This window comes from Nocardioides sp. LMS-CY (assembly GCF_018732145.1).
GTDB lineage: Bacteria > Actinomycetota > Actinomycetes > Propionibacteriales > Nocardioidaceae > Nocardioides > Nocardioides soli.
On the sequence record NZ_CP076104.1, the window covers coordinates 939,382 to 965,776 of the forward strand.

At 72.6% G+C, this 26,395-nt stretch carries 25 protein-coding genes and 2 tRNA genes; 18 read left to right on the top strand and 9 right to left on the bottom strand.

Annotation, left to right across the window (positions count from 1 at the left end):
- Positions 1 to 4: 4 nt before the first annotated feature.
- A complete protein-coding gene (locus KM427_RS04505; protein WP_183592812.1) occupies positions 5 to 586 on the top strand; it encodes a pentapeptide repeat-containing protein in 582 nt (193 codons plus the stop codon).
- 18 nt (positions 587 to 604) lie between these two features.
- Here the strand turns inward: KM427_RS04505 and KM427_RS04510 are convergent, their stop codons facing one another.
- Complete coding sequence (locus KM427_RS04510) at positions 605 to 1,864, bottom strand: GNAT family N-acetyltransferase (protein WP_215526409.1); 1,260 nt, start codon at positions 1,862 to 1,864, stop codon at positions 605 to 607.
- 80 nt (positions 1,865 to 1,944) lie between these two features.
- Here KM427_RS04510 and KM427_RS04515 point away from each other — a divergent pair, with 80 nt between their 5' ends.
- Complete coding sequence (locus tag KM427_RS04515; RefSeq protein ID WP_215526410.1) at positions 1,945 to 4,038, top strand: acyltransferase family protein; 2,094 nt, start codon at positions 1,945 to 1,947, stop codon at positions 4,036 to 4,038.
- Positions 4,039 to 4,411: 373 nt separating this feature from the next.
- Here KM427_RS04515 and fahA read toward each other — a convergent pair whose 3' ends face one another.
- On the bottom strand, positions 4,412 to 5,602 hold the full coding sequence (gene fahA, locus KM427_RS04520; RefSeq protein WP_215526411.1) for a fumarylacetoacetase: 1,191 nt from the start codon (positions 5,600 to 5,602) through the stop codon (positions 4,412 to 4,414).
- Complete coding sequence (locus KM427_RS04525) at positions 5,599 to 6,450, bottom strand: hypothetical protein (protein WP_252275053.1); 852 nt, start codon at positions 6,448 to 6,450, stop codon at positions 5,599 to 5,601. The genes fahA and KM427_RS04525 overlap by 4 nt, the downstream gene beginning before the upstream one ends.
- Positions 6,451 to 6,520: 70 nt before the next feature.
- On the opposite strand from KM427_RS04525, the gene KM427_RS04530 reads away from it, so the two are divergent.
- Entirely contained in the window at positions 6,521 to 7,756 is a 1,236-nt protein-coding gene (locus KM427_RS04530; RefSeq protein ID WP_215526413.1) for a homogentisate 1,2-dioxygenase, read from the top strand.
- Between the two features lie 77 nt (positions 7,757 to 7,833).
- Entirely contained in the window at positions 7,834 to 8,067 is a 234-nt protein-coding gene (locus KM427_RS04535; RefSeq protein ID WP_215526414.1) for a hypothetical protein, read from the top strand.
- A gap of 66 nt (positions 8,068 to 8,133) precedes the next feature.
- Here the strand turns inward: KM427_RS04535 and KM427_RS04540 are convergent, their stop codons facing one another.
- Positions 8,134 to 8,856 carry a hypothetical protein gene (locus KM427_RS04540; protein ID WP_215526415.1) on the bottom strand — a complete coding sequence of 241 codons (723 nt, stop codon included), beginning with the start codon at positions 8,854 to 8,856 and terminating at the stop codon, positions 8,134 to 8,136.
- Between the two features lie 176 nt (positions 8,857 to 9,032).
- Between KM427_RS04540 and KM427_RS04545 the strand changes: the two genes are divergently transcribed.
- From KM427_RS04545 to KM427_RS04570, 6 genes are all read left to right on the top strand, one after another.
- On the top strand, positions 9,033 to 11,318 hold the full coding sequence (locus KM427_RS04545) for an FdhF/YdeP family oxidoreductase (RefSeq protein ID WP_215526416.1): 2,286 nt from the start codon (positions 9,033 to 9,035) through the stop codon (positions 11,316 to 11,318).
- 21 nt (positions 11,319 to 11,339) lie between these two features.
- Positions 11,340 to 12,335: a pirin family protein gene (locus KM427_RS04550; RefSeq protein ID WP_215526417.1), complete on the top strand. Its 996-nt coding sequence runs from the start codon at positions 11,340 to 11,342 to the stop codon at positions 12,333 to 12,335.
- 152 nt (positions 12,336 to 12,487) lie between these two features.
- Positions 12,488 to 12,994 carry a PAS domain-containing protein gene (locus KM427_RS04555; RefSeq protein ID WP_215526418.1) on the top strand — a complete coding sequence of 169 codons (507 nt, stop codon included), beginning with the start codon at positions 12,488 to 12,490 and terminating at the stop codon, positions 12,992 to 12,994.
- Entirely contained in the window at positions 12,991 to 13,917 is a 927-nt protein-coding gene (locus KM427_RS04560; protein ID WP_215526419.1) for a methyl-accepting chemotaxis protein, read from the top strand. Before KM427_RS04555 ends, KM427_RS04560 begins: the two co-directional genes overlap by 4 nt.
- Positions 13,918 to 13,955: 38 nt before the next feature.
- The gene (locus KM427_RS04565) at positions 13,956 to 14,531 is read left to right on the top strand and encodes a DNA-3-methyladenine glycosylase I (protein WP_215526420.1); all 576 of its coding nucleotides are present in this window, start codon (positions 13,956 to 13,958) and stop codon (positions 14,529 to 14,531) included.
- 298 nt (positions 14,532 to 14,829) lie between these two features.
- Positions 14,830 to 15,729 carry a hypothetical protein gene (locus tag KM427_RS04570; protein ID WP_215526421.1) on the top strand — a complete coding sequence of 300 codons (900 nt, stop codon included), beginning with the start codon at positions 14,830 to 14,832 and terminating at the stop codon, positions 15,727 to 15,729.
- On the opposite strand, the gene eda is transcribed toward KM427_RS04570, so the two are convergent.
- Genes eda through zwf form a run of 3 tightly spaced genes read right to left on the bottom strand, consistent with a single transcriptional unit; the run spans position 15,726 to position 19,694 of the window.
- Positions 15,726 to 16,346 (bottom strand): bifunctional 4-hydroxy-2-oxoglutarate aldolase/2-dehydro-3-deoxy-phosphogluconate aldolase, encoded by a 621-nt coding sequence (gene eda / locus KM427_RS04575; RefSeq protein WP_252275054.1) that lies wholly within the window; start codon positions 16,344 to 16,346, stop codon positions 15,726 to 15,728. The genes KM427_RS04570 and eda overlap by 4 nt on opposite strands.
- Positions 16,330 to 18,201 (bottom strand): phosphogluconate dehydratase, encoded by a 1,872-nt coding sequence (edd, locus tag KM427_RS04580; protein ID WP_215526422.1) that lies wholly within the window; start codon positions 18,199 to 18,201, stop codon positions 16,330 to 16,332. Before edd ends, eda begins: the two co-directional genes overlap by 17 nt.
- The gene (zwf, locus tag KM427_RS04585) at positions 18,198 to 19,694 is read right to left on the bottom strand and encodes a glucose-6-phosphate dehydrogenase (RefSeq protein WP_215526423.1); all 1,497 of its coding nucleotides are present in this window, start codon (positions 19,692 to 19,694) and stop codon (positions 18,198 to 18,200) included. The genes edd and zwf overlap by 4 nt, the downstream gene beginning before the upstream one ends.
- 84 nt (positions 19,695 to 19,778) lie before the next feature.
- Between zwf and KM427_RS04590 the strand changes: the two genes are divergently transcribed.
- The 8 genes from KM427_RS04590 (at position 19,779) to KM427_RS04625 (ending at position 24,852) form a co-directional block, all read left to right on the top strand.
- Positions 19,779 to 21,008: an ROK family protein gene (locus tag KM427_RS04590; RefSeq protein WP_183592826.1), complete on the top strand. Its 1,230-nt coding sequence runs from the start codon at positions 19,779 to 19,781 to the stop codon at positions 21,006 to 21,008.
- Between the two features lie 16 nt (positions 21,009 to 21,024).
- Entirely contained in the window at positions 21,025 to 22,449 is a 1,425-nt protein-coding gene (locus tag KM427_RS04595) for an amidase (protein ID WP_215526424.1), read from the top strand.
- Positions 22,450 to 22,511: 62 nt separating this feature from the next.
- Positions 22,512 to 22,584: transfer RNA gene (locus KM427_RS04600), tRNA-Thr, on the top strand.
- 56 nt (positions 22,585 to 22,640) lie between these two features.
- Positions 22,641 to 22,717 (top strand) — tRNA-Met (locus tag KM427_RS04605).
- A gap of 39 nt (positions 22,718 to 22,756) precedes the next feature.
- Positions 22,757 to 22,927, top strand: coding sequence for a 50S ribosomal protein L33 (rpmG, locus tag KM427_RS04610; protein WP_017932999.1), 171 nt, complete (start codon positions 22,757 to 22,759; stop codon positions 22,925 to 22,927).
- Between the two features lie 95 nt (positions 22,928 to 23,022).
- Positions 23,023 to 23,424: an FAS1-like dehydratase domain-containing protein gene (locus KM427_RS04615; RefSeq protein ID WP_215526425.1), complete on the top strand. Its 402-nt coding sequence runs from the start codon at positions 23,023 to 23,025 to the stop codon at positions 23,422 to 23,424.
- Entirely contained in the window at positions 23,424 to 23,822 is a 399-nt protein-coding gene (locus tag KM427_RS04620; RefSeq protein ID WP_215526426.1) for a MaoC/PaaZ C-terminal domain-containing protein, read from the top strand. The genes KM427_RS04615 and KM427_RS04620 overlap by 1 nt, the downstream gene beginning before the upstream one ends.
- On the top strand, positions 23,815 to 24,852 hold the full coding sequence (locus KM427_RS04625) for a UDP-N-acetylmuramate dehydrogenase (protein WP_252275056.1): 1,038 nt from the start codon (positions 23,815 to 23,817) through the stop codon (positions 24,850 to 24,852). The genes KM427_RS04620 and KM427_RS04625 overlap by 8 nt, the downstream gene beginning before the upstream one ends.
- Positions 24,853 to 24,855: 3 nt before the next feature.
- On the opposite strand, the gene KM427_RS04630 is transcribed toward KM427_RS04625, so the two are convergent.
- Together KM427_RS04630 and KM427_RS04635 are read right to left on the bottom strand one after the other, a co-directional pair.
- Positions 24,856 to 25,359: a DUF4190 domain-containing protein gene (locus KM427_RS04630; RefSeq protein WP_215526428.1), complete on the bottom strand. Its 504-nt coding sequence runs from the start codon at positions 25,357 to 25,359 to the stop codon at positions 24,856 to 24,858.
- Positions 25,356 to 26,387: an adenosine deaminase gene (locus tag KM427_RS04635; RefSeq protein WP_183592832.1), complete on the bottom strand. Its 1,032-nt coding sequence runs from the start codon at positions 26,385 to 26,387 to the stop codon at positions 25,356 to 25,358. Before KM427_RS04635 ends, KM427_RS04630 begins: the two co-directional genes overlap by 4 nt.
- Positions 26,388 to 26,395: the final 8 nt, after the last annotated feature.

The window sequence follows — 26,395 nt, forward strand, 5'->3', positions numbered from 1 at the left end:
CGGTATGACCGCCGCCCCCCGGATCGACGCCCTGCCCGCCGACCTCGACGACGCGGACCCCGCCGAGCTGACCCGGAACGCCGAGCTGGAGACCGTGCGGTTCGCCGGGCTCAGCGTCGACGAGCTCGATCTGCGGAGCGCGCGACTGCGGGAGGTCGAGCTCGACCAGGTCAACCTGCCCGTCGTCCGAGCGGCCCGCGGCCAGTGGCGCGACGTGCGGGTGAGCGGACGGCTCGGCTCCGTCGAGGCCTACGACGCGCAGTGGCGATCGGTGCACTTCGTCGGCTGCAAGCTCAGCTTCGTCAACCTCCGCGGGGCGGAGCTGCTCGACGTCGCCTTCACCGGCTGTGTGGTCGAGGAGCTCGACCTGCTCGACGCGCGCGCCCGTCGGGTCCGGCTCGAGGACACCCGCGTCGGACACCTGAGCCTGCGCGAGGGCGAGCTCCGCGACGTCGACCTGAGGGGAGCCGAGCTCGAGTCGATCGACGGCGTGCGGCACCTGCGCGGCGTCACGGTCAGCTCCGGCCAGCTCACGCTGATGGCGCCGCTGCTCGCCGAGGCGCTCGGCATCCTGGTGGAGGACTGAGGTCCGGAGGCAGGTCGCTCAGAAGCCGACGGCCGCCGTCGGGGCGACATCGGTGCGCATCGCGTGCCACAGCTCGCGGGCGGCGCCCGACCGCGCCTCGGTGACCAGGCCGGCCCGGGCCAGGCCGAGCAGGTTCGTGCCGCCGAGGTATGCCGCGCCGAGCGCCTCGACCGGGAGCCGCAGGTCGGCCTCGGCGGTGCTCCGCTCCACCGACGCGGCCCCGGAGGCGTCGGCGTGGATCCGCCACCGGCCCTCGTTCCAGGGAGCCGACCGGTCCGCCACCTCCACGACGACGTCGCAAGGGGCGCTCCAGCTGCGGTCGGCGAGTGCCTCGGGAAGGTCGACCAGCCGCACCCACAGGCTGTCGTAGGTCTCGACCGCCGAGGTGCCGCGCGGGCCGCCGGCCCAGGTCAGCAGCGGGTCCTCACTGCCGACCGTGCCCACCTTGACGGTGCCGACGAGGTCGAAGTCGACCAGCCGGCGCAGCAGCGCCAGGCGGGCCGCCGGGTCGCCGACGACCGCCCAGACCTGGAGGTCGCCGGAGGGCCGGGCCCGGTCCCACTTCGCCGTCCGCTGGAACATCGCGAACCCGACGTCGCGTCCCTCCCGCTGCGCGAACAGCACCCGCCAGGGCTCCTTGTCGCGCAGGTGCTCCGGGACCTCCAGGCAGACCCGCTCGTAGTACTCCACGGCGCCCACCACGGTCCCGAGCGCGGACGTGGCGCGCTGGCACTCGCGCATCCGCCGCGGCACGTCGGCGTCGGTGACCGAGGCCATCCGGACCCGGACCTCCGCGGCGGCCTCGTCCAGTCCGGGCGCGACGAGCCGCGCACCCCGCGCGAGGCTGACTTCCAGGTCGAGCGATGCCAGGCCGTAGCCGTGCCGCCCGTAGATCGCCGGCTCGCTCGCGTGCAGCGCCGAGACGTGCGTGCCCGGCTCGGCCCGCACCTGCTCGAAGTGGTGGCGCAGCATCGCGGTCAGCACGCCCCGGCGGCGGTGGTCGGGATGCACCGCCACCCAGGTCAGCCCGGCGCAGGGCACCAGCCGCGGGTCGCCGCCCGGCCCCGGTACGGCGAGCTCGAGCGGGAACACCCCGTAGATGCCGGCGTACGTCGTCCCGTCCGCGTCGTCGGTCTCGGCGGCGAACCGCTGGTCGGGCCGCAGCCCGGTCAGCATCAGCTCGCTCGGATATGGCAGCGCCTCGTTGAACCAGACGGTGTCGTCGGTCGCGCGGTAGCGGTCGGCGTCGGTGGCGATGCCTACCCGGATCTCGCTCATGCCGACAGCCAACCGCCGTCGGGGCGCGCGTCTCAACCGGTTTAGGTGCCGTGCCGGGCGCGCCGCTACGGTTGCTGCCCGTGTGGGAGTACCGGCCGCAGCTCGACGGACTGAGGTTCGTCGCCGTCATGCTGGTGCTCGCCTTCCATGCGGGCATGGTCTCGATGAGCGGCGGCTTCATCGGCGTCGACCTGTTCTTCGTGCTGTCGGGCTTCCTGGTCACCAACGTGATCCTCGACGAGGTCGACCGGCAAGGGTCGTTCTCGGTCGGTGCCTTCTACGGCCGCCGGGTGCGCCGGCTGCTGCCCGCCGCGGTGCTCGCGATCACCGCGACGTGTGTGCTGGCGGTGCTGGTCACGCCGGAGGCCAGCCGGCTGTCGATGGTCTCCGACGCCCGCGCCGCACTGCTCTACTTCGCGAACTGGCAGTTCATCGCGGACGCCAACGACTACTTCGGTGACGGCATCTCGGCCTCGCCGTTCCTGCACTACTGGTCGCTGTCGATCGAGGAGCAGTACTACATCGTCTACCCGCTGCTGATCTTCCTGGTGCTGATCAAGGCGCGGCAGTCCGAGCGGCGGGTCGGGCTGCTGCTCGCGGTGCTGACCGCGGTCTCGGTCGCGCTCCAGGTGCACGCGGCGGCGAACGACTTGAACTTCGCCTACTACGCCACCCAGACCCGGATCTACCAGCCGCTCGCGGGCTGCGTGCTCGCGATCGCGCTGCGCGAGCTGGGCCGCCGCGGGACCACCGAGAGCGGCGGTGTCGGGGGCCTGGTCGGCACCCTCGGGGTGGTCGGCGTCGTGGTGCTCGCGTCGGGATGGCTCGACCTCAGCGAGAGCGTCCGCGGCCTGCTCTGCACGGTCGCCGCGCTGGCCGCGGTCGGTGGCCTGTGCCTGGCGCCCACGACCCCGGTGAGCCGGGCGCTGTCCTGGTCGGTGCCGCGCTACCTGGGTCAGATCTCCTACGGCACCTACCTCTGGCACTGGCCGGTCATCCTGGTGATCGCCCAGCTCTTCGACGTCCGCCCGATCGTGCTCGCGCTGATGGCCACCGCGGTCGCGACCGGCCTGGCCGCGCTGTCCTTCCAGGTCTTCGAGACCCCGATCCGGCGCAGTCGCAGCCTGGCCCGTACGCCGTGGCCGGTGGTGCTCTCCGGCCTGGCCGTGAGCGTCCTGGTGGCGGCGGTCGTCGTGCCGGTGGTGCTCGAGAGCGACCGGCAGCCGGTCGTGGTGGCGTCCGGTCCCGGGGGCGGCCCGACGGTCGGCGTACCCGACCGGGCGCAGGACGGCGAGGTCGCCGCGGCGCTGGCCGACCTCGACAAGCCGGTGCCGAAGGACATCGACTTCCGGGAGCTGGCCGACGACGAGGGCGAGGTCGGTCCGCAGTGCGCCGACGGCACCCCCGAGTCGTGCGTCGTGGTCGGCGACAACGACGGACCGCTGGTGGTGCTGATCGGCGACAGCCACGCGGCGATGCTCGCGACCGCGCTGCACCGGCTCGCCGACGAGCGGGGCTTCCGGCTCTCGACCAACATCCTCAACAACTGCCCGTGGCAGGACGGCATCAACGTCACCCGGGTCGGTCAGGCGCGTCAGGACGAGTGCGCGCAGATGCGGTCGCGCTTCTACGACGAGATCCTCCCCGAGATGGACGCCGACCTGGTCGTGACCGTCGGCAAGGCGCGCAGCGACGGCCACTGGGCCCGCGACACCGAGGCCGACGACGCCGCGGAGCACCCGGACGAGACCTTCCGTCAGATGCTGCTGCGCAAGTCGCAGGAGTCGGTCGACAAGCTCCGCGACACCGGCGCGCGGGTGCTGCTGATGCACAGCGTCTTCGGCACCGGTGGCTACGACATCGGCGGGCCGGACCCGCTGGACTGCCTCGGGGTCGCGAAGACGCAGGCCGACTGCGCCGTCGTGCCGCCGACCACCCGGCCGCCGGTCGACAGCTTCTACGAGTACTTCACCACCATCTATCCCGACGTCTTCAGCGCCGAGCTGCGCGACGCCTACTGCCCCGGGCGGGTGCTGTGCGCGCCGATCGTCGACGGCGAGGTCACCTGGCACGACGCCGACCACCTGTCCCGGGGCCTGGTGCTCTCGATCCGCCGGCAGATCTGGGCGCAGATGCAGGACTCGGGCGCCTTCGACGGGCTGGACCTCGGCTAGCTCGGCTCCCGAGCGGTGCCGGTGGTGGAGGTGTGAAGGCGTTCGGTGCCTGGGCCTCGAAGCCACCGCCTCGTCTGGGCAGTCGCGCGGGGTTTCGGCTGCTGGCAGCCGAAACCCGCGGGACACGCCGGGGCAGCACGGCGTGTCGTGCGGGCTTCGGCTGTCAGGTGGGAGGCGGGGTGCTGGTGTGACACCTGAGGCGTCCTCGGGTGCGACTCCACACGGTGTGACGGTTCTCGGGGAGAGCCGGGCCGCGCCGGCCAACCACCGGGGCACGCTCGCACCCCTCCGGGTGGTTTCGAGGCGCAGGCGTCAGCGCGCCTTCGCACCTCAACCAGCGCCGGGACGGGGTCCACCGGGCGGCCGGTCGTCGCTAGCCCCGGGTCGGCTCGACCCGGCCGGCCACCTCGCCGAGCGCGATCCGGCCGCCGCCGGTGCCCGGCGCGGTGTAGCGGAGCACCACGTCGTCGCCGTCGGCCAGGAACGCCGACTCGTCGCCCCAGCCGAGCTCCAGCAGCGATCCGCGCTGGTCGGGCTCGGGTCCGCTGATGGTGCCGGAGGCGAACAGGTCACCGGTGCGCAGCGAGGCGCCGTTGACCGTGAGGTGGGCGAGCATCTGGGCCGGGGACCAGTACATGGTGCGGTACGGCGGGCGGCTGACCACCTCGCCGTTGACCATCACCTCGACGTCGATGTCCAGGCCCCGGGTGGCGCCAGGGCCCAGGTAGGGCAGGGGCTCGGGGTGCTGTCCGGGTAGGTCGATCCATGCCGCGTCGAGCGCCTCGACCGGGGTGACCCAGTGGGAGACCGAGGTGGCGAAGGACTTGCCGAGGAACGGGCCGAGGGGCACGTACTCCCAGGCCTGGATGTCGCGAGCGGACCAGTCGTTGAGCCCGACGACGCCGAACACGTGGTCGGCGAACGCGTCGTACGACACGGGAGAGCCGAGCTCGGAGCCGACGCCGACCACGAAGCCCAGCTCGGCCTCGATGTCCAGTCGCGCGGACGGCCCGAAGGTCGGCGTCGCGGTGGGTGAGCCGCCGCGACGCTGTCCGGTCGGACGCACGACGGGGGTGCCGGACGCGACGACGGTGCCGGCGCGGCCGTGGTAGCCGACCGGCAGGTGCCTCCAGTTGGGCAGCAGCGGCTCGCCGTCGGGACGGAAGATCCGGCCGACGTTGGTCGCGTGGTGCTCGGAGGCGTAGAAGTCGACGTAGTCGGCGACGTCGACGGGCAGGTGCAGCGTGAGCTCGGCGAGCGGCAGCAGGGACGGCTCGACGAGGTCGCGCTCGGTCTCGTCGACGAGCAGGCCGGTGACCCAGGTGCGCACCGACTCGCGGACCTGGCGGCCGGCGGCCATCAGCGGATTGAGGGAGGGCTCCTCGAAGACGTGGTGGACGTCGAGCATCTCCGCCGCCGCGATCGGGGCGAGGTCGACGACGTGGTCGCCGATGCGGACGCCGACGCGGGGCTCCTCGCCCGGTCGGGAGAACACGCCGTACGGCAGGTTGTCGACGTCGAAGAGGGACCCGGCCGCACCGGGCACCCAGGTCGAGGCGCTCACGGCTCCTCCAGCAGGCCGAGTGCGAGCAGGTCGTCGAGCGGCTCGGAGATCGAGCAGGATCCGAACGAGGTGAACCAGCGTCGCGCGCCGGCCAGGTCGAGCCCGGCCGCGGTCTCGACGAGCACGGCAGGCTCGCGCTGCTCGAGGATCGCCTCGACCTCGCCGCGCGAGCTGCCGTCGAAGGCCTGGCGGGTGGCGATCAGCAGGTTGAGGAAGCCGTGGTGCTCGAAGCCGTCGTCGCCGGTGTGCCGCACCGCGCGGTGCAGGCCGGCGGTGCACTTGAACGGCGTCTCGCGGTCCAGCGCGGCGTCGATCCAACCGGCGAGGGTCGTGGCGCTCGGGTACGCCGTCGCCTCGAGCCCACCGGTGCGGAACTTCAGCCGGTGCTCGGCGGCCGTGATCTCGTCGGCGGCCGCGAGCCAGAGCGGCTCGGGGCACGCCGCCGGGATCTCGACGAAGACCGGCACGTCGTCGTCGAGCAGGCCCTGGTTGCGGGCGTCGTCGACGGCCGCGACCACCCGTCGGGCGGCGCCGACCGGATCCGCGGGGTCGCGCAGCGCGATCTCGAGCCCCGCGACGTCGATGCCCAGCCGCTGGCCCAGCCCGGCGGCGCCGGCGATCTGGCCGGCGCCACCGGTCACGACGACCGCGAGCGCGAGCGGGGTGCCGCGCAGCAGCGGCACGTCGGTGTCGCGGACGACGAACGGGCCGACCAGGTCGGCGTACGCCGCCTGGCGGCGCTCGGCGTGCGCGGCCGACGCCTCGTGCAGCGGGGCGTCGCCCGGGGGGAAGACGGCGGCGTCGTCGACGAGGCCGCGCCAGGTGGGCGGAAGGGGTTCCGTTGACACGCTGGCTACTCTAGCCATGGATCAGATAGCGGACGACCCAGTTCGATTATCGGACGTTGGAGAGAGAGCGATGGCCCACTACCGTCGGATCGGCGAGGTGCCCCCGAAGCGGCACACCCAGCACCGTGACCCCGAGGGTCGGCTCTACTACGAGGAGCTGATGGGGGAGGAGGGCTTCTCCTCGGACTCCTCGCTGCTCTACCACCGCGGGGTGCCGTCGGCGATCGTCGCGAGTGAGGTCTGGGAGCTGCCCGACCAGTCGCGCACGCCCAACCATCCGCTGAAGCCGCGTCACCTCAAGCTGCACTCCTTGTTTCCGGTGGTTGAGGAGGGCGCGCAGCGCCCGTCTCGAAACCCGGACGCGGTGACCGATCGCCGGCTCGTGCTCGGCAACAACGACGTGCGGATCTCGTACGTCGTGACCGGCACCGATCCGTCGCCGTACTACCGCAACGCGATCGGCGACGAGTGCGTGTACGTCGAGTCCGGCACCGGCGTGGTCGAGACCGTCTTCGGTGTCATCGGTTATCGCGCCGGCGACTACGTGATCGTGCCGCGCGCGACCACGCACCGCTGGGTGCCCGCCCAGCCCAGCCAGCTCTACGCGATCGAGGCCAACAGCCACGTCGCGCCGCCGAAGCGCTACCTCTCCCGCTACGGCCAGCTGCTGGAGCACGCGCCGTACTGCGAGCGCGACCTCTACGGCCCCGAGCAGCCGTTCACGATGACCGGCGCGGACGTCGAGGTGCTGGTCAAGCACCGCACCTCGGCCGGGATCGTCGGCTCCCGGATGACCTACGCGACCCATCCGTTCGACGTCGTGGGCTGGGACGGCTGCCTCTACCCGTACACCTTCAACGTCGAGGACTTCATGCCGATCACCGGCAAGGTGCACCAGCCACCGCCGGTGCACCAGGTCTTCGAGGGCCACAACTTCGTGGTCTGCAACTTCCTGCCGCGCAAGGTCGACTACCACCCGTTGTCGATCCCGGTGCCCTACTACCACTCCAACGTCGACAGCGACGAGGTGATGTTCTACGTCGGCGGGGACTACGAGGCCCGCAGGGGCTCCGGCATCGGCCTCGGCTCGATCTCGCTGCACCCGGGCGGCTACGCCCACGGGCCGCAGCCGTCGGCCGTCGAGGCCTCGCTCGGCGTGGAGTACTTCGAGGAGTCGGCCGTCATGGTCGACACCTTCGCGCCGCTCGAGCTCGGCGAGGGCGGGCTGGCCGTCGAGGACCCGGCGTACGCCTGGACCTGGTCCGGCCGAGGTCCCGACGACCCTGCGGTCTTCTCCAACAGCTGACCGTCCACAGCCTCCTCGGTCTCGGTCGACCGGCCCGATCGACCGTGTCAGACTCGAGGTCGAAGGAGGTGCCCGTCGTGACCGATCCGCAGGTCTGGACCCTGATCGGCGTGTTCGCCGCGAGCACCTTCGCCATGGTCGGTCTCGCGTCCACGACCTTCCTCCGCGTCCTGCGCGCCGAGATCGACGGTCTACGTGGCGAGCTGCTCGGTGAGATCAACAGTCTGGGGGCCGAGGTGACGGCTGGGATCCGACTGCTCGACAAGGACATCTCGGCGATCGCCCGCCGGGTCTCTCCCGACGAGCCCTGACGCCGCGCGGAGTCCCTCGATGTCGGGATTCCGCGCGGCGTCAGGCCGGCAATGCGCGCGCAGCCGTCAGGCCGCGACCGCCTGGCCGTTCAGCGTCTTGTAGGTGTACGCCGTGCCGATCAGGATCACCGGGATCGCCGCGATCAGGCCCACGCCGCACAGCAGGAAGCCGACGATGTAGGTCGCCAGGCAGAGCAGGAACCAGACGATCACGTTGCCGGCGTTGTTCTTGGTGAACTCGAAGCTCGCCTTGATCGCGTCGATCGCGCCCAGCTCCTGACGGTCCATCAGGAAGTAGAGCGTGAACGAGGTGAAGAACGCCACCAGCAGGCCCGGGATCACGCACAGGATGAGGCCGACGAAGGTGGCGACGCTGATCAGCAGGGAGGCCACGATGACCTCGCCGAGCTTGTTCGGCGTCAGCAGCGTCTTGGGGTCCAGCTCGCGGCCCTCGGTGATGTCCAGCGCGGCGCGCACCAGGCCGGCGCCGATGATCATCGAGAGCACCCAGCCGGCCAGGCTGATGACCCACCGCAGGATCAGGCTGTCGCCGACGAAGTACGACACCACCTGCACGACCACCTGCACGGCGACCAGCACCAGCACCGCGATCACGATGGAGCCGAGGTTGCCGGTGAACTTGTTCCAGCCGAAGGACCACGCGGTCCCGGCGCTGTAGCCACCGCCGCCCTGGGGCGGGGCCGGCGGCGGCGGGGGCGGCGGCGGAGCGCCGTACCCGTCACTGGGCGGCTGCTGCTCGGGCGGCAGAGGGGGCTCGTACGTCGACATTCGGGTCGCTCCTCGTGGGTCAGCTCATGGGTCGGCGCACGCGGCGCCGGCTGGGCAGCAACCTAGCGGTGTGGGGCCGGTGTCGCACAGGGTGCGAACGGGCTATTGCGGATGGCGCGTCGCTCGCCGGGCCGAGACCCGGCCCGGCGAGCGCCCAGGCACGGCAGGATGGGGGCATGAGTCGGAGAGCGCCGCAGCAGGACATCGACGAAGCACATCTCGAGGTCGGCGCCCCCGCCGAGGCCGCGGCCGGGCCGAAGGCGGTGGCCATCACGATGAAGCTCGCCGTCGAGCAGATGGGGGTACGCCGGACCGCCGCGACGCTGCTCAAGCTCAACCAGGCCGACGGCTTCGACTGCCAGGGCTGCGCCTGGCCGGACCCCGACCCGAGCCACCGGCACACGGCCGAGTTCTGCGAGAACGGCGCCAAGGCGGTCACCGAGGAGGCGACGCTGCGCCGGGTCGGGCGTGCCTTCTTCGAGGCCCACTCGCTCGCGGACCTGTCCGATCGCACCGACTACTGGCTGGGCCAGCAGGGCCGGATCACCGAGCCGATGATCGTCCGTGCCGGCGGCACCCACTACGAGCCGGTCTCGTGGGACGAGGCGTTCGCGACCATCGGCCGCCACCTCGGCGGCCTCGACTCGCCGGACCGGGCGGCCTTCTACACGTCGGGCAAGACGTCCAACGAGGCGGCGTTCGCCTACCAGCTCTTCGTACGCGCGTTCGGCACCAACAACCTGCCCGACTGCTCCAACATGTGCCACGAGTCGACGTCGGTCGGGCTCGCGGAGTCGATCGGCATCGGCAAGGGGTCGGTGTCGCTGGAGGACATCCACGACGCCGAGCTGATCGTCGTCGCGGGCCAGAACCCCGGCACCAACCACCCGCGGATGCTCAGCGCCCTGGAGACCGCCAAGCGCAACGGCGCGAGGATCCTCGCGATCAACCCGCTGCGCGAGGCCGGCCTGGTGCGCTTCCGGAACCCGCAGAAGGCGCGCGGACTGGCCGGCCGGGGCACCGCCCTGGCCGACCTGCACCTGCCGGTGCGGATCAACGGCGACCTCGCGCTCTTCCAGGCGATCGGGTCGCTCCTGCTCGAGTGGGGCTGCGTCGACCGTGACTTCGTGGATCGGCACACCGTCGGCTTCGAGGACTGGGCCACGCACGTCAAGGCGATCGACTGGGACGTCGTACGCCGCGCCACCGGGCTCAGCCGCGAGCAGATCGAGGCGGCGGCGGCGATGTTCCGCGACTCCTCGGCGACCGTCACCTGCTGGGCGATGGGCATCACCCAGCACCGCAACGCGGTCGCGACCGTGAAGGAGATCTGCAACGTCGCGTTCCTGCAGGGCAACATCGGTAAGCCGGGAGCCGGTCTGTGCCCGGTGCGCGGCCACTCGAACGTCCAGGGCGACCGCACCATGGGCATCTGGGAGCGGCCCCCGGCCGTCTTCCTCGACCGGCTGCGCGACGAGTTCGGGTTCGAGCCGCCGCGCGAGCACGGGCTCGACACGGTCGCAACCATCCGGGCGCTGCGCGACGGGCACGCCAAGGTCTTCATCGGGATGGGCGGCAACTTCGTGTCCGCCGCCCCCGACACCGAGGTCACCGAGCAGGCGATGCGCAACGCCGACCTGACCGTGCACGTCTCGACGAAGCTGAACCGCTCGCACGTCGTGCACGGCCGCGAGGCGCTGATCCTCCCGGCGCTGGGCCGCAGCGAGCGCGACCGCACCGGCGGCCGGCTGCAGCGGGTGACGGTCGAGGACTCGATGTCGGCGGTGCACGCGTCCCACGGACCGCTCGAGCCGGCCTCGCCGCACCTCAGGTCCGAGGTCGACATCGTCTGCTCGATCGCCGAGGCGACGATCGGCGACCGCTACGGCCTGCCCTGGTCGGACTTCCGCGCCGACTACACCGAGATCCGGCGCCGGATCTCGCGAGTGGTCCCCGGCTGCGAGGCGTACGACGAGAAGGTCGACCGCCCGGGCGGCTTCGTGCTCCCGCACCCGCCGCGGGACAGCCGCACGTTCCCGACGAAGGAGGAGCGCGCGGTCTTCGCGGTCAGCCCGACCGAGGTGCTGCAGGTGCCCGAGGGCCGGCTGCTGCTGCAGACGCTGCGCTCGCACGATCAGTTCAACACCACGATCTACGGCCTCGACGACCGCTACCGCGGCATCCACCAGGGGCGCCGGGTGGTGTTCGTGCACCCGGACGACATCGCGGCGCTCGGCCTGCGGGTCGACCAGGTCGTCGACCTCGTCAGCGAGTGGGAGGACGGCGTGGAGCGGCGGGCTCCGGCGTTCCGGGTGGTGCCCTACGACCAGCCGCGCGGCTGCGCGGCGGCGTACTACCCCGAGACCAACCCGCTGGTGCCGCTCGACTCGGTCGCCGAGGGCAGCAACTGCCCGACCTCGAAGTCGGTGATCGTCCGTCTCGAGCCGGGGCAGCCGGAATAGCCGGTGGGCGACAATGTCCTCATGAGCAACCTCGAGGACAGGCCGGACGAGCTCGAGTGCGAGGCGGCACCCGCGGCGGGGGTCGAGATCATGACTCCGCGCGAGGTCCCGCTCGGCGGTCCGCGGGCGATGCGGGTACGCCGTACCCTCCCGCAGCGGCACCGGTCGCTGATCGGCGCCTGGTGCTTCGTCGACCACTACGGGCCCGACCTCGTCGCCGACAGCGGTGGGATGAAGGTCGCGCCGCACCCGCACACCGGGCTGCAGACGGTCAGCTGGCTCTTCACCGGTGAGGTCGAGCACCGCGACAGTGCCGGCAACCACGCGATGGTGCGTCCGGGCGAGGTGAACCTGATGACGGCCGGGCGCGGCATCAGCCACTCGGAGGTCTCGACGCCTGTCACCACGACCCTGCACGGGGCGCAGCTCTGGGTGGCGCTGCCGGACTCCGACCGCCACACCGATCCCGGCTTCGCCCACCACGCTCCGGCGCCGGTGACCGGGCCCGGCCACGAGGTCCGCGTCTTCCTCGGCTCGCTGCTCGGCGACACCTCGCCGGTCGCGACGTACACCCCGCTCCTCGGCGCCGAGATCCTCCTCGACCCCGGAGCCTCCCTCGCCCTCGACGTCGACCCGTCCTTCGAGCTCGGCGTGCTCGTCGACGCCGGCGTGGTGTCGGTGGCGGGCACCGACGCCAAGCCCGCCGACCTCGCCTTCGTGCCGCCGGGCTCCTCGACGCTGACGCTGGTCGCCCGCGACCAGCCGGTGCGCCTGCTGCTGCTCGGCGGCCCGCCGTTCGGCGAGTCGATCGTGATGTGGTGGAACATCGTGGCGCGCACCCACGAGGAGGTCGTCGCCTGGCGCACCGAGTGGCAGGACCAGATCACCCGCGACGGCGCGGTGGTCGGCGACTCGCAGGACGTCGCCGACGGCCGGTTCGGGATCGTGGTCGGCGACCACCTGCCGCCCATCCCCGCCCCGCCGCTGCCGAACGCGCGCCTGAAGGAGCGCCGCTGACCGCTGCGGCTGGTGTGGACCGGTCTAGGCAGGGATCGGTCCGTGGCCGCTGTTGCTCAGGTCACACCGTCGCAGCCGATCGTTGATCCGTGCGACATACCCAGATCACCCCGACAGGCGTGGAGAGAAGGTTCGGGGCAGACGAGCTCATCGTGTCCAAGACCGACCCCAAGGGCATCATCCGCTACGCCAACAGCGTGTTCCTGCGGATCTCCGACTACGTCGAGGAGGACGTCCTCGGACGCCCCCACAACCTGATCCGGCACCCCGACATGCCGCGCTGCGTCTTCCGGCTGCTCTGGGAGACGCTCGAGTCGGGGCAGGAGATCTTCGCCTACATCGTCAACCTCGCCGCCGACGGGGCGCACTACTGGGTGCTGGCGCACGTGACGCCGTCCTTCGGCCCCGGTGGCGAGATCGTGGGCTACCACTCGAACCGGCGGCTGCCGGACCGGCGTGCGGTCGACCAGATCGCGTCGATCTACGCCGCGATCCTCGCCGAGGAGCGGCGCCACACCGCGGCGACGGCAGCCGTCGACGCGGGCACCGCGAAGCTGCGCGAGGTCCTGGTGGCGCGCGGCCAGACCTACGACGAGTTCGTCTGGAGCATCGGCCAGGAGGCCGGTACGCCGGCCGCCCCGACCGGTGTCGCCCGATGAGCCGCCTCCTCCGCCGGCGCCCGGCGCAGCCGTCCCTCGAGGTGCTCGAGCTGCGGGCCTACCGTGAGGCGGTCGTCGCCGTCGGCCAGGTGTGTCGCGAGGCCTCGTCGGGCAACCTCGAGGCGCGGGTGCCCGAGCTCGGCGGTCTCGCGGACCTCGCCGAGGTGCGGGAGGGACTCAACAGTCTCATCGACATCACCGATGCGTTCGTGCGCGAGGCCGGTGCCTCGCTGGCGGCGGCCGGGGAAGGGCGCTACCACCGCCAGTTCCTCGTGCGCGGCATGCCGGGCTCCTTCGCCCACGGGGCCACCACGATCAACGACGCGCGAGACGAGATGTCCGCCGGGGCGGCCGCCGTGCGGAGCGAGCAGGACCGGCGCGCCCAGGTCGCCGACACCGTCTACGAGGTCTCGAGCCAGGTCGCGTCGGCGTCCGACGCGCTCAGTACCTCCGCGGGCTTCCTCAGCGAGTCGGCGCGGACCGCCGACGCGGAGGTCGAGCACGCCCTCGGGATCGTGCGCCGGCTGGAGGCCGCGGCGGCGCAGATCCAGCAGGCCGTCACGCTGATCACCTCGGTGGCCGCCCAGACCAACCTGCTGGCCCTCAACGCCACGATCGAGGCCCATCGGGCCGGCGAGGCCGGGCGGGGCTTCGCGGTCGTCGCCGAGGAGGTGAAGCAGCTGGCGCGGGAGAGCGCCGTCGCCTCCGAGCACATCAGGCGGCAGGTGACCGACAGTCAGACGGCGACCGCGGAGGCGGTCACGGTCTTCGGCCGGATCGTCGACGTCATCGCCGAGATGGGCGTCCGGATCCGTGAGATCGACGTCGCCGCCGGGTCGAACGAGGCGGACCACTCCAGCGGGCTCTCGGAGCTGGCCGGTCGGCTGCGACGCGAGCTGCAGGACCTCGCCGTCCGGGAGTAGCCGAGGCCCTGTCGGCGCCGTCGGACAGGATGAGGCACATGGGACCCCAGATCGGTGACGACGGAGTCGCCCGCTGCCCGTGGTCGGGCGGGCCGGGCGTGATGCGCGACTATCACGACCGGGAGTGGGGGCGGCCGGTCAGCGGCGAGTCGGCGTACCTCGAGCGGCTCACGCTGGAGGCCTTCCAGTCCGGCCTGTCGTGGTCGACGATCCTCAACAAGCGGGAGGCGTTCCGCGAGCTCTTCCACGGGTTCGACGCCGAGGCGATCGCGGCCTTCGACGACGAGGACGTCGCGCGCCTGATGCAGGACTCCCGGATCGTGCGCAACCGGATGAAGATCGACGCGACCCTCGTCAACGCCCGGGCCACGGTCGCGTTGCGCGAGCAGGAGGGGCTGGAGGCGTTCGTGCTCTCCTTCGCCCCCGCCGACCCGCCGGCCTGGCACGACACCGCCGAGATGGCGACCACGTCGGCCGAGTCGGTCGCGCTGTCGAAGGCCCTGAAGAAGCGCGGCTTCGCGTTCGTCGGGCCGACCACCATGTACGCGCTGATGGAGGCGATCGGGATCTTCGACCCGCACCTGGTCGGCTGCTTCCGGCGCGGGCTCAGCTGACGAAGCCGAGCACCGCGGCGGCCACCGCCACAGCGTCCGCGCCAGCCGCTCGAAGCGCCGCTCGGCGAGGCCCGGCACCTGGTGGTAGGCGAGGTGCCAGGAGTGCAGCGGCTGTCGCCGGCCAGGGCCCGCACCGAGTAGTCGCTGTCGGCGGGGATCCCCGACGGCGCGTAGCCCCGCAGGAAGGGCGCGGCGACCCGGAGTCCCGAGTCGGCGAGCAGCGGGGCTGGACCCGATGCCTGCGAAGGTGCACGAGGACACCTCACCACGACACTGGAGTCGTCACTAGAGTTCGCACATGGGCGAGCGAGTGGCGCAGTCCTCGCGGGTTCCGAGGGCCGAGCACGACCACTGGGTCCTCGACCGGGTCGAGCGCAGCGCCTGGTTCACCACGCGCGTGACCTGGGCCGTCCCCGGCGGGCACTCGGTGCGGTGGGCGTCGCGCCTGGCGCGCCGACGCGGCCGGGTGGAGCTGCTCGATCCGGCCGGCTCACGGGTCTCCTACGTCGACGCGGCGCCGTCGACCGCGCGCCGGCTGGCCCGCGTCAACCTGGTCGCCGCGACCTCCTTCGTCATCGGCGGCACGCTCTTCGCGCTCGGTGCGCTCCTCGCGCAGCTGGACGTCGGCGGCCTGGGCGAGGTCGACGTCGTCTACCTCGTCGGTGGGGTCTTCTTCAGCCTGGGCGGCTACGTGTCGGTGCTCCAGGCGACCAACGCGCCCACCGTCCTCGACGAGAACGGGTCACTGACGTCGCCCCGCTGGCGCTGGTTCGGCCTCGAGCCGCGCGACATCGGCTGGCTCAGCGCCGCCGTACTGTTCGTCGGGACGCTCTTCTTCGGGGTCAGCCTGGTGTCGGCGTTCGCGCAGGACCTCACGCCCCGGCAGACCGACGGCTGGATCTGGATCCCCGACATGGTCGGCTGCGTCTGCTTCCTGGTCTCGGGACACCTCGCGCTCGTGGAGGTCGGTCACGGGCGCATCTGGCGGGTCGTCAACGACCTCGGCTGGTGGATCGTCGGGATCAACCAGGCGGGCTCGATCCTCTTCATCCTGGCCGGCATCGCCGCCTTCACGCGGCCGGCCACGTCCGACGCGCTGAACGCCGGCCTGGTCAACTGGGGGACGTTCGCCGGCGCGGTCTGCTTCGCCGTGGGCGGCGTGCTCCAGATGTTCGAGCGTCCCAGCGCCCCGTCCTAGGACACGCGCAGCGCGGCGGCCTCCCTGGCGAGCGTCGTCACCCGGTCCCAGTCGCCGGTCGCGAGCGCATCGGCGGGGGTGAGCCAGGAGCCGCCGACGCAGCCGACGTTCGGCAGTGCGAGGTACGCCGGCGCCGACGTGGGCGTGATGCCGCCGGTCGGGCAGAAGCGGGCGGCGGGGAGAGGGGAGCCGATCGCCGTGAGGTACGCCGTGCCGCCGGACGCCGCGGCCGGGAAGAACTTCAGCTCGGTGCAGCCGGCCTCGAGTGCGGTGAGCACCTCGGAGACCGTGGCCGTTCCGGGGAGGAAGGGCAGTCCCGTGTCCCGCATCGACGAGAGCAGCGACGGCGTGAGGCCGGGCGAGACCAGGAACCGCGCGCCGGCCTCGGCGGCGAGCTTCGCCTGGTCGGGGGTGGTGACCGTGCCGGCGCCGACCAGGATCTCGGGCACCTCGGCGGCGATGGCGCGGATGGCGTCGAGCGCGACCGGCGTGCGCAGGGTCAGCTCGATCGCGGGCAGCCCGCCGGCGACGAGCGCCCGGGCGACCGGAACGGCGTGGGACACGTCGTCGACGACGACGACCGGCAGCACGGGGACCGCATCAAGCAGACTGGACAACACGCACCTCCTGGCCCGGCGCGATGATGCCCGGGAAGACGCTGGCGCCGGTGTCGGCCGACCCGACGGTGGCCCGGAACGCCGCGAAGAGCTCGCGGCCGGTGCCCGCCCACTCCGGTCCCCGTGGCGCGCGACCGGTGCTCGGTCGCCGCACGAACGCGTCGTGGTCGACGTGCAGGTCGAGCAGCCCACCGTCCGCGTCGACGGTGATCAGGTCGCCGTCGACGACCCGCGCCAGCGGCCCGCCGAGCGCCGCCTCGGGAGTGACGTGGATGGCGGCCGGCACCTTGCCCGACGCGCCGGACATCCGGCCGTCGGTGACGACCGCGACCCGCTGGCCGCGGTCCTGCAGCACGCCGAGCGCGGGCATCAGCTTGTGCAGCTCGGGCATCCCGTTGGCGGCCGGGCCTTGGTAGCGGATCACCGCGACGAAGTCGCGACCGTCGAGGGTGCCTGCGGAGAACGCCGCGAGGAAGTCGTGCTGGTCGTCGAAGACGACCGCGGGTGCGGACACCACGCGGTGCTCGGGCTTGACCGCCGAGGTCTTGATCACCGCGCGCCCCAGCGGTCCGCTGAGCAGCCGCAGGCCGCCGTCAGGGGTGAACGGGGCCGAGGCGGGGCGGAGCACGTCGAGGTCGAGCGACGTGGCCGATCCCTCCTGCCAGCTGAGGTCGTCGCCGCGCAGCACCGGCTCCCGGGTGTAGCCGGACAGCCCGCCGCCGGCGACCGTCCGCACGTCGTCGTGGAGCAGCCCGGCCTCGAGCAGCGTGCGCACCAGGAACGCGATGCCGCCGGCGGCATGGAAGTGGTTCACGTCGGCCTCGCCGTTGGGGTACATCCGGCTGATCAGCGGCACCACCGCCGACAGGTCGGACAGGTCGTCCCAGGTCAGCGCGATCCCGGCGGCCCGCGCGATCGCGACCAGGTGCATCGTGTGGTTGGTCGAGCCGCCGCTGGCGAGCAGTGCGACGCAGGCGTTGACGATCGCCTTCTCGTCGACGATCTCCCCGATCGGCGTGGGGTCGGCGCGGGTGAGCTCGACGATCCGGCGGCCGGCCGCGGCGGTGAGCGCGTCGCGCAGCGGCGTGCCGGGGTTCACGAACGACGAGCCCGGCAGGTGCAGCCCGAGCACCTCCATCAGCAACTGGTTGGAGTTCGCGGTGCCGTAGAACGTGCACGTCCCGGCCGAGTGGTACGACGCGGCCTCGGCCTCCAACAGCTCCGCGCGGCCCACCTTCCCCTCGGCGTACCGCTGGCGGACCCGGGCCTTCTCGGAGTTCGGCAGCCCCGACGTCATCGGCCCGGCGGGCACGAACACCGTCGGCAGGTGACCGAAGGACAGCGCCCCGATCAGCAGCCCGGGCGTGATCTTGTCGCAGACGCCGAGCATCAGCGCGCCGTCGAACAGGTCGTGGGAGAGCGCGATCGCCGTCGACATCGCGATCACGTCGCGGCTGTAGAGCGAGAGCTGCATGCCGTCGCGGCCCTGGGTGATGCCGTCGCACATGGCCGGGACACCTCCCGCGAACTGGGCGATGCCGCCGGCGCGGACGATCGCGTGCTTGAGCGCCTGCGGGTAGTCGCGGTAGGGCTGGTGCGCCGACAGCAGGTCGTTGTACGACGAGACGATCGCGACGTTCGGCTTCGAGCGGCCGATCAGCGCGCGCTTGTCCTCGGGCTCGGCGGCGGCGAAGCCGTGCGCCAGGTTGGCGCAGGCGAGCCGGCCGCGAGCCGGGCCGCCCTGCTCGATCTGGTGGCGGGCAGCCGCGCGGATGCGGCGCAGGTACTCGGCGCGGGTCTCGGCGCTGCGCTCGACGACGCGCGCCGTCACCTCGGAGACAACGGGATGGGTCACTGGTCGGGCTCCTGCCAGGTACGGCCGTCCCGCTCGAGGAGCATCGCGGCGGCGGTGGGTCCGGTGGTGCCGGCGGGGTAGCGCCTGGGTCGCTCGGGGGAGCTCGCCCAGCGGCGCAGGATCGGCTCGGTCCACGTCCACGCGGCCTCGACCTCGTCGCGGCGCATGAAGAGCGTGGGGTTGCCCTTGATCACGTCCATGAGCAGCCGCTCGTAGGCGTCGGGCAGCCGCGCGTCGAACGCGGCCGCGTAGCTGAGGTCCAAGGAGACCGGACGGAGGCGGTAGCCCCCGGGCCCGGGCTCCTTGGCCGTGAGGTGCAGGCGCATGCCCTCGTCGGGCTGGACCAGGATGTGCAGGCGATTCGGCGCGGTCGCGCCTTCGGCCCCGGGGAACATCGAGTGCGGCGGCTCCTTGAAGACCACCACGATCTCGCTGACCCGTCGGTCCATCCGCTTGCCGGTGCGCAGGTAGAACGGGACCCCGGCCCAGCGCCAGTTCTGCACCTCGGTCTTGAGGGCCACGAAGGTCTCGGTCCGAGACCCCCCGTGACCCAGGTCCTCGGCGTACGACGGCACCGGCGCGCCGTCGACGAGTCCCACGTCGTAGCGCCCCCGCACGGTGTCGCGGTCGACGTCCGCGGGCGTCATCGGCCGGAGGGCCCGCAGCACCTTGACCTTCTCGTCGCGCACGGTCTCGCGGCCGACGTACGTCGGGGGCTCCATCGCCACGAGGCAGAGCAGCTGGAGCAGGTGGTTCTGCACCATGTCGCGCAGCGCGCCGGCGTGGTCGTAGTAGGCGCCGCGGCCGCCGACGCCGACGGTCTCGGAGACGGTGATCTGCACGTGGTCGACCCACTGCGAGTTCCACAGCGGCTCGAGGAAGGTGTTGGCGAACCGGGTGACCAGCAGGTTCTGCACGCTCTCCTTGCCGAGGTAGTGGTCGATGCGGAAGATCTGCGCCTCGCCGAAGACCCGGCCGACCGCGTCGTTGACCTCGCGGGCCGAGGCGAGGTCATGGCCGATCGGCTTCTCGAGCACCACCCGGGCGCGCTCGTCCACCACGCCGATCTCGTCGAGGCGCTGGCAGATCGAGCCGAAGAGCCGCGGTGCCACCGCCAGGTAGAAGACCCGGACGGCGTCCTCCGGGTGCGCGCGGTCCTTGAGCAGGGCGTGCAGGCGGTCCCAGTCCTCGGGGTCCTCGGCGTCCAGCCGGAGGTGGCGGAGCCGGGCGAGGAACCGGTCGACGACCGGCGTCAGCAGCTGCTCGGCGGCGACGTACGTCGTGAGCGCCGCGCGCACCGCGTCGCGCCAGCCCGCGTCGTCGAGGTCGGACGTGGAGACGCCGAGCACCCGGTGGTCGGCGGGCAGCTGGCCCTCCAGGTCGCGGTGGTAGAGCGCGGGGAGCAGCTTGCGCAGCGCGAGGTCGCCGGTGCCGCCGAACACGGTGAAGTCGCACGCGGCGGGGAGCACGTGCGGACTGGTCGTCGACTCCATGGCCGCCACCGTAGCCCATTAGGACTCAAGCGAGCATGACTAATGCTTTCTTGAGACCAAAGAACACGGCGTTATGCTCCCGCCGTGACGCAGACCACGACCCGCCCCGCATCGTCGCGTGTCGACGGCCGCGAGAGTGCGGCCCCGGCGACCGCCGGTGAGCTCCTCGAGCTCGTGCGCACCGGCCGGGCCAGCACCCGATCGCAGCTGCGGGCGCTGACCGGCCTCTCCCGCACCGCGATCACCACCCGGGTGAGCTCGCTGACCTCCGCCGGCCTGCTGCTGCTCGGCGAGGAGCTGGCCTCCACCGGTGGCCGGCCGCCGGGCGCGCTGGTGTTCAACCAGCACGCCGGTGTGGTCCTCGCCGTCGCGATCGGCCGCTCGCGCAGCCAGCTCGCGGTCCTCGACCTCGACGGCGAGGAGATCTCCTCCGACTCCCGGGACCACGAGGTCGGCGTCGGGCCCGACGAGCTGATGCCCCAGATCGCCGGGCGCCTCGCGGGTCTGCTCGACGACGCCCGGTCCGAGTTCGGGGAGCTGCCGGTGCTCGGCGTCGGCCTGAGCCTGCCGGGCACCCTCGACCCGACGCGCGGGGTCAGCATCGGCTCGCCCGACGTGTCCGGTTGGGACGGCGTCGAGCTCGCTCCGTACCTCGCGGGGGTCACCACCGCCCCGCTCTTCGCCGGCAACGACGCCGACGTGCTCGCCCGCGCCGAGCTGCTCGGCCGCTCGGCGAGCCTGCGCGACGTGCTGGTCGTCAAGGCCTCGACCGGCCTGGGCCTCGGGATCATCGCCGACGGGCGGGTGCTCAGCGGCCACCTCGGCGCCGCGGGCGAGATCGGGCACACCAAGATCGAGGCCGCTGCCGATCTGCCCTGCCGGTGCGGGTCAACCGGCTGCCTCGAGACCCTCGCCGGCGGCTGGGCGCTGGTCGCCCGCGCCCAGGAGGCCGGTCACGAGGTCGAGCACGTGCGCGACCTGGTCGCGCTCGCCCTCCAGGGCGACCCGACGGCGCGCGGCCTGCTGCGTGACGGCGGCCGCGCCCTCGGGGAGGTGCTCGCGACCGCGATCAACCTGCTCAACCCCGCCGCTGTGGTGATCGGCGGCGACCTGGCTGCGGCGTTCGACTTCCACGTCGCCGGCGTCCGCGAGAGCGTCTACGCCCTCGCCGCCCCGCTGGCCACGCGCGATCTGCAGTTCCTCGCCGCCGTCCACGGCGACCGGGCCGGCGTCGTCGGCTGCGCGGCGCTCGCCCTCGACCACGTGCTCGCCCCCGTCGCCGTCGACGCGAGGCTCGCCGCGGCCCAGTCCTGAGCAATACGCTCCACGGGTGCCCCGAGTCCACGCCTTCGGTGACGACGCCCTCGGTGACCGCGACGCGGTCGGGCTCGTCGACGCGATCCAGGAGGGCGAGGTCTCGATCCCCGAGGTGATCGAGGCCGCCGTCGCCCGCACCGAGCGACTCCGACCCGACCTGAACGCCGTGTCGTACGTCGCCTACGAGCGCGCCCGCGCCGAGGCGCGCGATCCGCGCGGCGGGTTCTTCGCCGGCGTCCCCACCTTCGTCAAGGACAACGTCGACGTCGCCGGGATGCCCACCCAACAGGGCTGCGACGCCTATCGGGCGACGCCGCTGCGGGCGGACGGCGACTTCGCCCGGATGTTCCTCGCGACCGGCCTGGTGCCGCTCGGCAAGACCCAGCTCTCGGAGTTCGGGTTCAGCCCGTCGGCGGAGCACCCGCGGCTCGGTCCGGTGCGATCCCCGTGGGACACCGACCGCACCGCGGGCGCCTCCTCCGCCGGCGCGGCCGCGCTCGTGGCGGCCGGCGCCGTCCCGCTCGCGCACGGCAACGACGGCGGCGGCTCGATCCGGATCCCGGCCTCCGTCAACGGTCTGGTCGGGCTCAAGCCCACCCGCGACCGGCTCGCCCAGGACCGGCTCAACCGCCAGCTGCCGGTACGGATCGTCGCCGACGGCGTGATCACCCGGTCGGTCCGCGATACTGCGGCGTTCCTGCGCGAGGCCGAGCACGTCTACCGCGAGCTCCGGCTGCCGCCGATCGGCGACATCACCCGGCCCGGGCGCAAGCGGCTCCGGATCGGCGTTCACACCGCCGGCATCGGGCGGTCGGCCTCGCCCGAGGTCGCCGAGCTGACCCTCAAGACCGCGCACCTGCTCGAGGAGCTCGGCCACCAGGTCGAGGAGGTGGCTTCGCCGGCGCCCCCGACCGTGCCCGACGACTTCCTGCTCTACTGGGGAATGCTCGCGACGATGGTCGTGCGCACCGGCCGCCGCGGCTTCGGTCCGACCTGGGACCGCACCCGCCTCGACCACCTCACGCTCGGCCTGGACCGCCACTGTCGACGCCGCCTGCACCGGCTCCCCGGCGCGATCGCGCGCCTGCGCCGGCTGTCGCGGGTCTCGGCGGAGTTCCACCGGCGCTACGACGTCGCGCTGTCGCCGACGCTCGCGCTCCAGACGCCGCTGGTCGGCCACCTCGACCCGACCGCCGACTTCGAGGTCGTGATGGAGCGGATCCTGGAGTGGGTCGCGTTCACGCCGTGGCAGAACGCCACCGGCGATCCGGCGATCTCTCTGCCGCTCGCGACCACCGGTGCCGGGCTGCCGCAGGGGATGATGTTCTCGGCCGGAGCGGGCCAGGAGGGCACGCTGCTGGAACTGGCCTACGAGCTCGAGGAGGCGGCGCCCTGGCCGCGTCTGGGCGAGGCTCCGAGGGGTCCGGTGGAGCCCTAGAAGACCACTCCGGCGGTCGATTTCTCGATCACCGCACTCCCTGTGTATCGTTCTCCGACGTTGCCCCTTTAGCTCAGTCGGCAGAGCGTCTCCATGGTAAGGAGAAGGTCTACGGTTCGATTCCGTAAAGGGGCTCTGGGAGAGGTGTTTGCGCGTTCCGGCTAGCCTGGATCGCGCTGCCGAGCCCGGATGGCGGGGTAGCTCAGGCGGTTAGAGCACACGACTCATAATCGTGGTGTCGCGGGTTCGAGTCCCGCTCCCGCTACCAGACAGACCAGCGACACCAGTACCTACCGAAGGACTTCCCGTGGCCAGCAAGAGCAGCGACGTTCGCCCGAAGATCACTCTCGCCTGCGTGGAGTGCAAGGAGCGGAACTACATCACCAAGAAGAACCGCCGCAACGACCCCGACCGGCTCGAGCTGGCGAAGTTCTGCCCGCGCTGCCGCAAGCACCAGGCACACCGCGAGACCCGATAGGCCCGGTGGTCGAGGCGGTTGCCCGGCAGCCCCTCGCGAAGCCCTTCGTCGACCCGGCAGCGACTCGCTGCCGGGTCGACGGCTATTTTGAGGCCATGCCAGTCGACCAGGATCTCGTCGGCCGCACCTTCCCCCCGACGGCACCGTTCGCGGTCACCCGGGAGAAGGTCGCGGAGTTCGTCGCCGCCACCGGTGGTGCCTACGACGGTGGCCCGGCGCCCGCGACGTACCCGATCGTGCTCGCCTTCGACGCGATGAACGCCTTCCTCGAGGCCGAGTCCATCGACCTCTTCCGGATCGTGCACGGCGAGCAGAGGTTCGCCTACGAGCGGCCGGTCGTGCCGGGCGACGTGCTCACCGCGACGCTGACGGTCTCGAGCCTGCGCCAGATCGCCGGCAACGACATCATCGGCACCGCGAGCGAGGTCATCGACGCGTCCGGCGCGCTGGTCTGCACGACCTCGGCCACGCTCGTCCACCGGGGGCCGGAGGCCTGATGACGCTGCCCACCCTCGCGACCCAGACGTTCACGATCACCCGCGCCGACCTGGTGCGGTACGCCGCGGCCAGCGGTGACCACAACCCGATCCACCAGGACGAGTCCGTCGCCACGAGCGTCGGTCTGCCCGGGGTGATCGCCCACGGGATGTACACCATGGCGCTCGCGGCCCGGGCCGTGCAGGCCTGGTACCCCGGCGCCGAGGTCGTCAGCTTCGGCTGCAAGTTCACCAACCCGGTCGTCGTGCCCGCCGAGGGCGGCGTCGAGCTCGAGGTCGCCGGCGAGGTCAAGCCCTCCGGCGACGGTCTGACGACGGTCGTGCTCACGGTCACCTGCGCGGGCCAGAAGGTCCTGGGCATGCCGCGTGCGGTGCTCCGAGAAGCCGGCCGTGCCTGAGCTGACCGGCGAGCTGCTCCGCGACCACACCACCCTCCGCCTCGGCGGACCCGCCGAGCGATGGGTCCGGGCGACCACCGAGGCCGAGCTCGTCCAGGCCCTGGTCGACGCCGACACGGCCGGTGAGCCGGTGCTGGTGCTCGGCGGCGGGAGCAACCTGGTCGTCGCCGACCGGGGCTTCCCGGGCACGGTGATCGAGGTCGCGACCACCGGTGCCGAGATCGACGCCGACGAGGGCGCGTCCTGTGGCGGGGCGATGGTCCGGGTCGCCGCCGGCGAGTCCTGGGACGAGCTGGTCGCCCTCGCCGTCGACCGGGGCTGGGTCGGCATCGAGGCGCTCTCCGGCATCCCGGGCTCGGTAGGAGCCACGCCGATCCAGAACGTCGGCGCCTACGGCCAGGAGGTCTCCCAGACGATCGCCTCGGTGCGGGTCTGGGACCGGATGCTGCGCGGCGTCCGCACCTTCGCCAACGCCGACTGCCGGTTCGGCTACCGCACCTCCCGGTTCAAGGCCGACCCGGCTCGCCACGTCGTCCTCTCCGTCAGCTACCAGCTGCCCCAGGGCGACCTCGGTGCGCCGGTGGCCTACGCCGAGCTCGCTACCGCCCTGGGTGTCGAGCTCGGGCAGCGCGCCCCGCTCGCCGACGTACGCCGGGCGGTGCTGGCACTGCGCGCCGGGAAGGGGATGGTGCTCGACCCGGCCGACCACGACACGTGGAGCGCCGGGTCCTTCTTCACCAACCCGGTCGTCGACGCGGCCGAGGTGCCCGCCGGCGCGCCGGCCTGGCCGCAGGCCGACGGGCGGGTCAAGACCAGCGCCGCCTGGCTGATCGACCGCGCCGGCTTCGGCAAGGGCTACGGCAACGACCGGGTTGCGCTGTCGGGCAAGCACACCCTCGCCCTCACCAACCGCGGCGCCGCCACGACCGACGACCTGCTCGCCCTGGCTCGCGAGGTGCGCGACGGCGTCGCGGCGCGCTTCGGCATCGTGCTCGTCAACGAGCCGGTGCTGGTCGGCGCGGAGCTGTAGGCGTCAGTACGTCGACGAGCTGGAGTCGACCGCGACCGCCAGGCCGATGATCGCGACGATCGCGACCACGCCGAGCACGAGCAGGATCGTGCCGACGATGCCCATGATCCGCCCCGCGTTCGCCTGTTCCCGTCCGGAGTAGGTGCCCGGCGGCGCCGCGTCGATCTCCTTGACGGCCTTGCCGCCGATCGCCCACGCGAAGGGGGAGAGCACCAGCGTCACGCCGGCGCAGGACAGGATGCCGACCAGGCCGATGATGCCCAGCACCATCGCCGTGGTCGCGGATGGGTGGTTCGGCGCCGGGGGACCGGCGTACTGCGGCCCGTAGCCGTAGCCCTGCTGCGGGTAGGGCTGCTGGCCGTAGGGCGCCTGGCCGTAGGGCTGCTGACCGTACGCGGGCTGGCCCGGTTGCGGCTGGCCGTACGGCGGCTGCCCCTGCTGCGGCTGCCCGTACGGCGGCGGGGGCGGCTGCTGCTCGCCGTAGGGGTTCTCGGGGCCGGTCGTCATGGCTCCATCCTTGCAGGATCGGCCGCCAGCCACGCGTCGATGTCCGCGCCGATCGCGGCGCGGACCGACTCCGGCGCCCGTGAGGCCGCCACCGACATCCGGGCCAGGTCGGCCAGCTGCTCGTCGGTGAGCTCGTGCGCGGCGCGCATGGTGGCGTACTGTCCGGCCAGCCGGGACCCGAAGAGCAGTGGGTCGTCGGCGCCGAGCGCCACGGTCGCGCCCGCGGCCAGCAGCGTGGGCAGCGGCACCGAGGTCAGGTCGGAGTAGACGCCGAGCGCGACGTTCGAGACCGGGCAGACCTCGAGTGCCACCCCGGCCTCGACGATCCGGTCGAGCAGCGCCGGGTCCTCGGCCGAGCGGACGCCGTGGCCGAGCCGGTCGGCGCCGAGCGCGTCGAGGCAGACCCGGATGTGCTCGGGGCCGCGCAGCTCGCCGCCGTGCGGCGCCAGCAGCAGCCCGGCCCGCTCGGCGATCCGGAACGCCGGCGCGAAGTCGGCGGTGCTGCCCCGGCGCTCGTCGTTGGACAGGCCGAAGCCGACGACCCCGCGACCGGCGTACTGCGCGGCCAGCCGGGCCAGGGTGCGCGCGTCGAGCGGATGCCGGGTGCGGTTGGCGGCGATCACCACCGCGATGCCGAGGCCGGTGTCGGCCGACGCCTCGGCGACGGCGTCGAGCACCAGGTCGGTGAAGGCCGTGATGCCGCCGAAGCGCGCGCCGTACCCGCTCGGGTCGACCTGGATCTCGAGCCAGCGGCCCCCGTCGAGCACGTCGTCCTCGGCGGCCTCGCGCACCAGCCGGCGTACGTCGTCCTCGGTGCGCAGCACCGACCGTGCCACGTCGTAGAGCCGCTGGAAGCGGAACCAGCCCTTCTCGTCGGCCGCCGACAGCTTGGGCGGCCAGTCCTCGACCAGCTGGTCGGGCAGCGCGATCCCGTCCCGCTCGGCGAGCTCGAGGAGGGTCCCGTGCCGCATCGACCCGGTGAAGTGCAGGTGGAGATGTGCCTTCGGCAGCTCCCGGAGATCACGCATCCCCCGGA

Coding starts and splice junctions, on each gene's coding strand:
- KM427_RS04505 (WP_183592812.1), top strand. CDS start 5: ATGACCGCCGCCCCCCGGATCGACGCCCTGCCCGCCGACCTCGACGAC.
- KM427_RS04510 (WP_215526409.1), bottom strand. CDS start 1,864: ATGAGCGAGATCCGGGTAGGCATCGCCACCGACGCCGACCGCTACCGC.
- KM427_RS04530 (WP_215526413.1), top strand. CDS start 6,521: ATGGCCCACTACCGTCGGATCGGCGAGGTGCCCCCGAAGCGGCACACC.
- KM427_RS04540 (WP_215526415.1), bottom strand. CDS start 8,856: ATGTCGACGTACGAGCCCCCTCTGCCGCCCGAGCAGCAGCCGCCCAGT.
- KM427_RS04545 (WP_215526416.1), top strand. CDS start 9,033: ATGAGTCGGAGAGCGCCGCAGCAGGACATCGACGAAGCACATCTCGAG.
- KM427_RS04550 (WP_215526417.1), top strand. CDS start 11,340: ATGAGCAACCTCGAGGACAGGCCGGACGAGCTCGAGTGCGAGGCGGCA.
- KM427_RS04560 (WP_215526419.1), top strand. CDS start 12,991: ATGAGCCGCCTCCTCCGCCGGCGCCCGGCGCAGCCGTCCCTCGAGGTG.
- KM427_RS04565 (WP_215526420.1), top strand. CDS start 13,956: ATGGGACCCCAGATCGGTGACGACGGAGTCGCCCGCTGCCCGTGGTCG.
- KM427_RS04570 (WP_215526421.1), top strand. CDS start 14,830: ATGGGCGAGCGAGTGGCGCAGTCCTCGCGGGTTCCGAGGGCCGAGCAC.
- zwf (WP_215526423.1), bottom strand. CDS start 19,694: ATGGAGTCGACGACCAGTCCGCACGTGCTCCCCGCCGCGTGCGACTTC.
- KM427_RS04615 (WP_215526425.1), top strand. CDS start 23,023: ATGCCAGTCGACCAGGATCTCGTCGGCCGCACCTTCCCCCCGACGGCA.
- KM427_RS04620 (WP_215526426.1), top strand. CDS start 23,424: ATGACGCTGCCCACCCTCGCGACCCAGACGTTCACGATCACCCGCGCC.
- KM427_RS04630 (WP_215526428.1), bottom strand. CDS start 25,359: ATGACGACCGGCCCCGAGAACCCCTACGGCGAGCAGCAGCCGCCCCCG.
- KM427_RS04635 (WP_183592832.1), bottom strand. CDS start 26,387: ATGCGTGATCTCCGGGAGCTGCCGAAGGCACATCTCCACCTGCACTTC.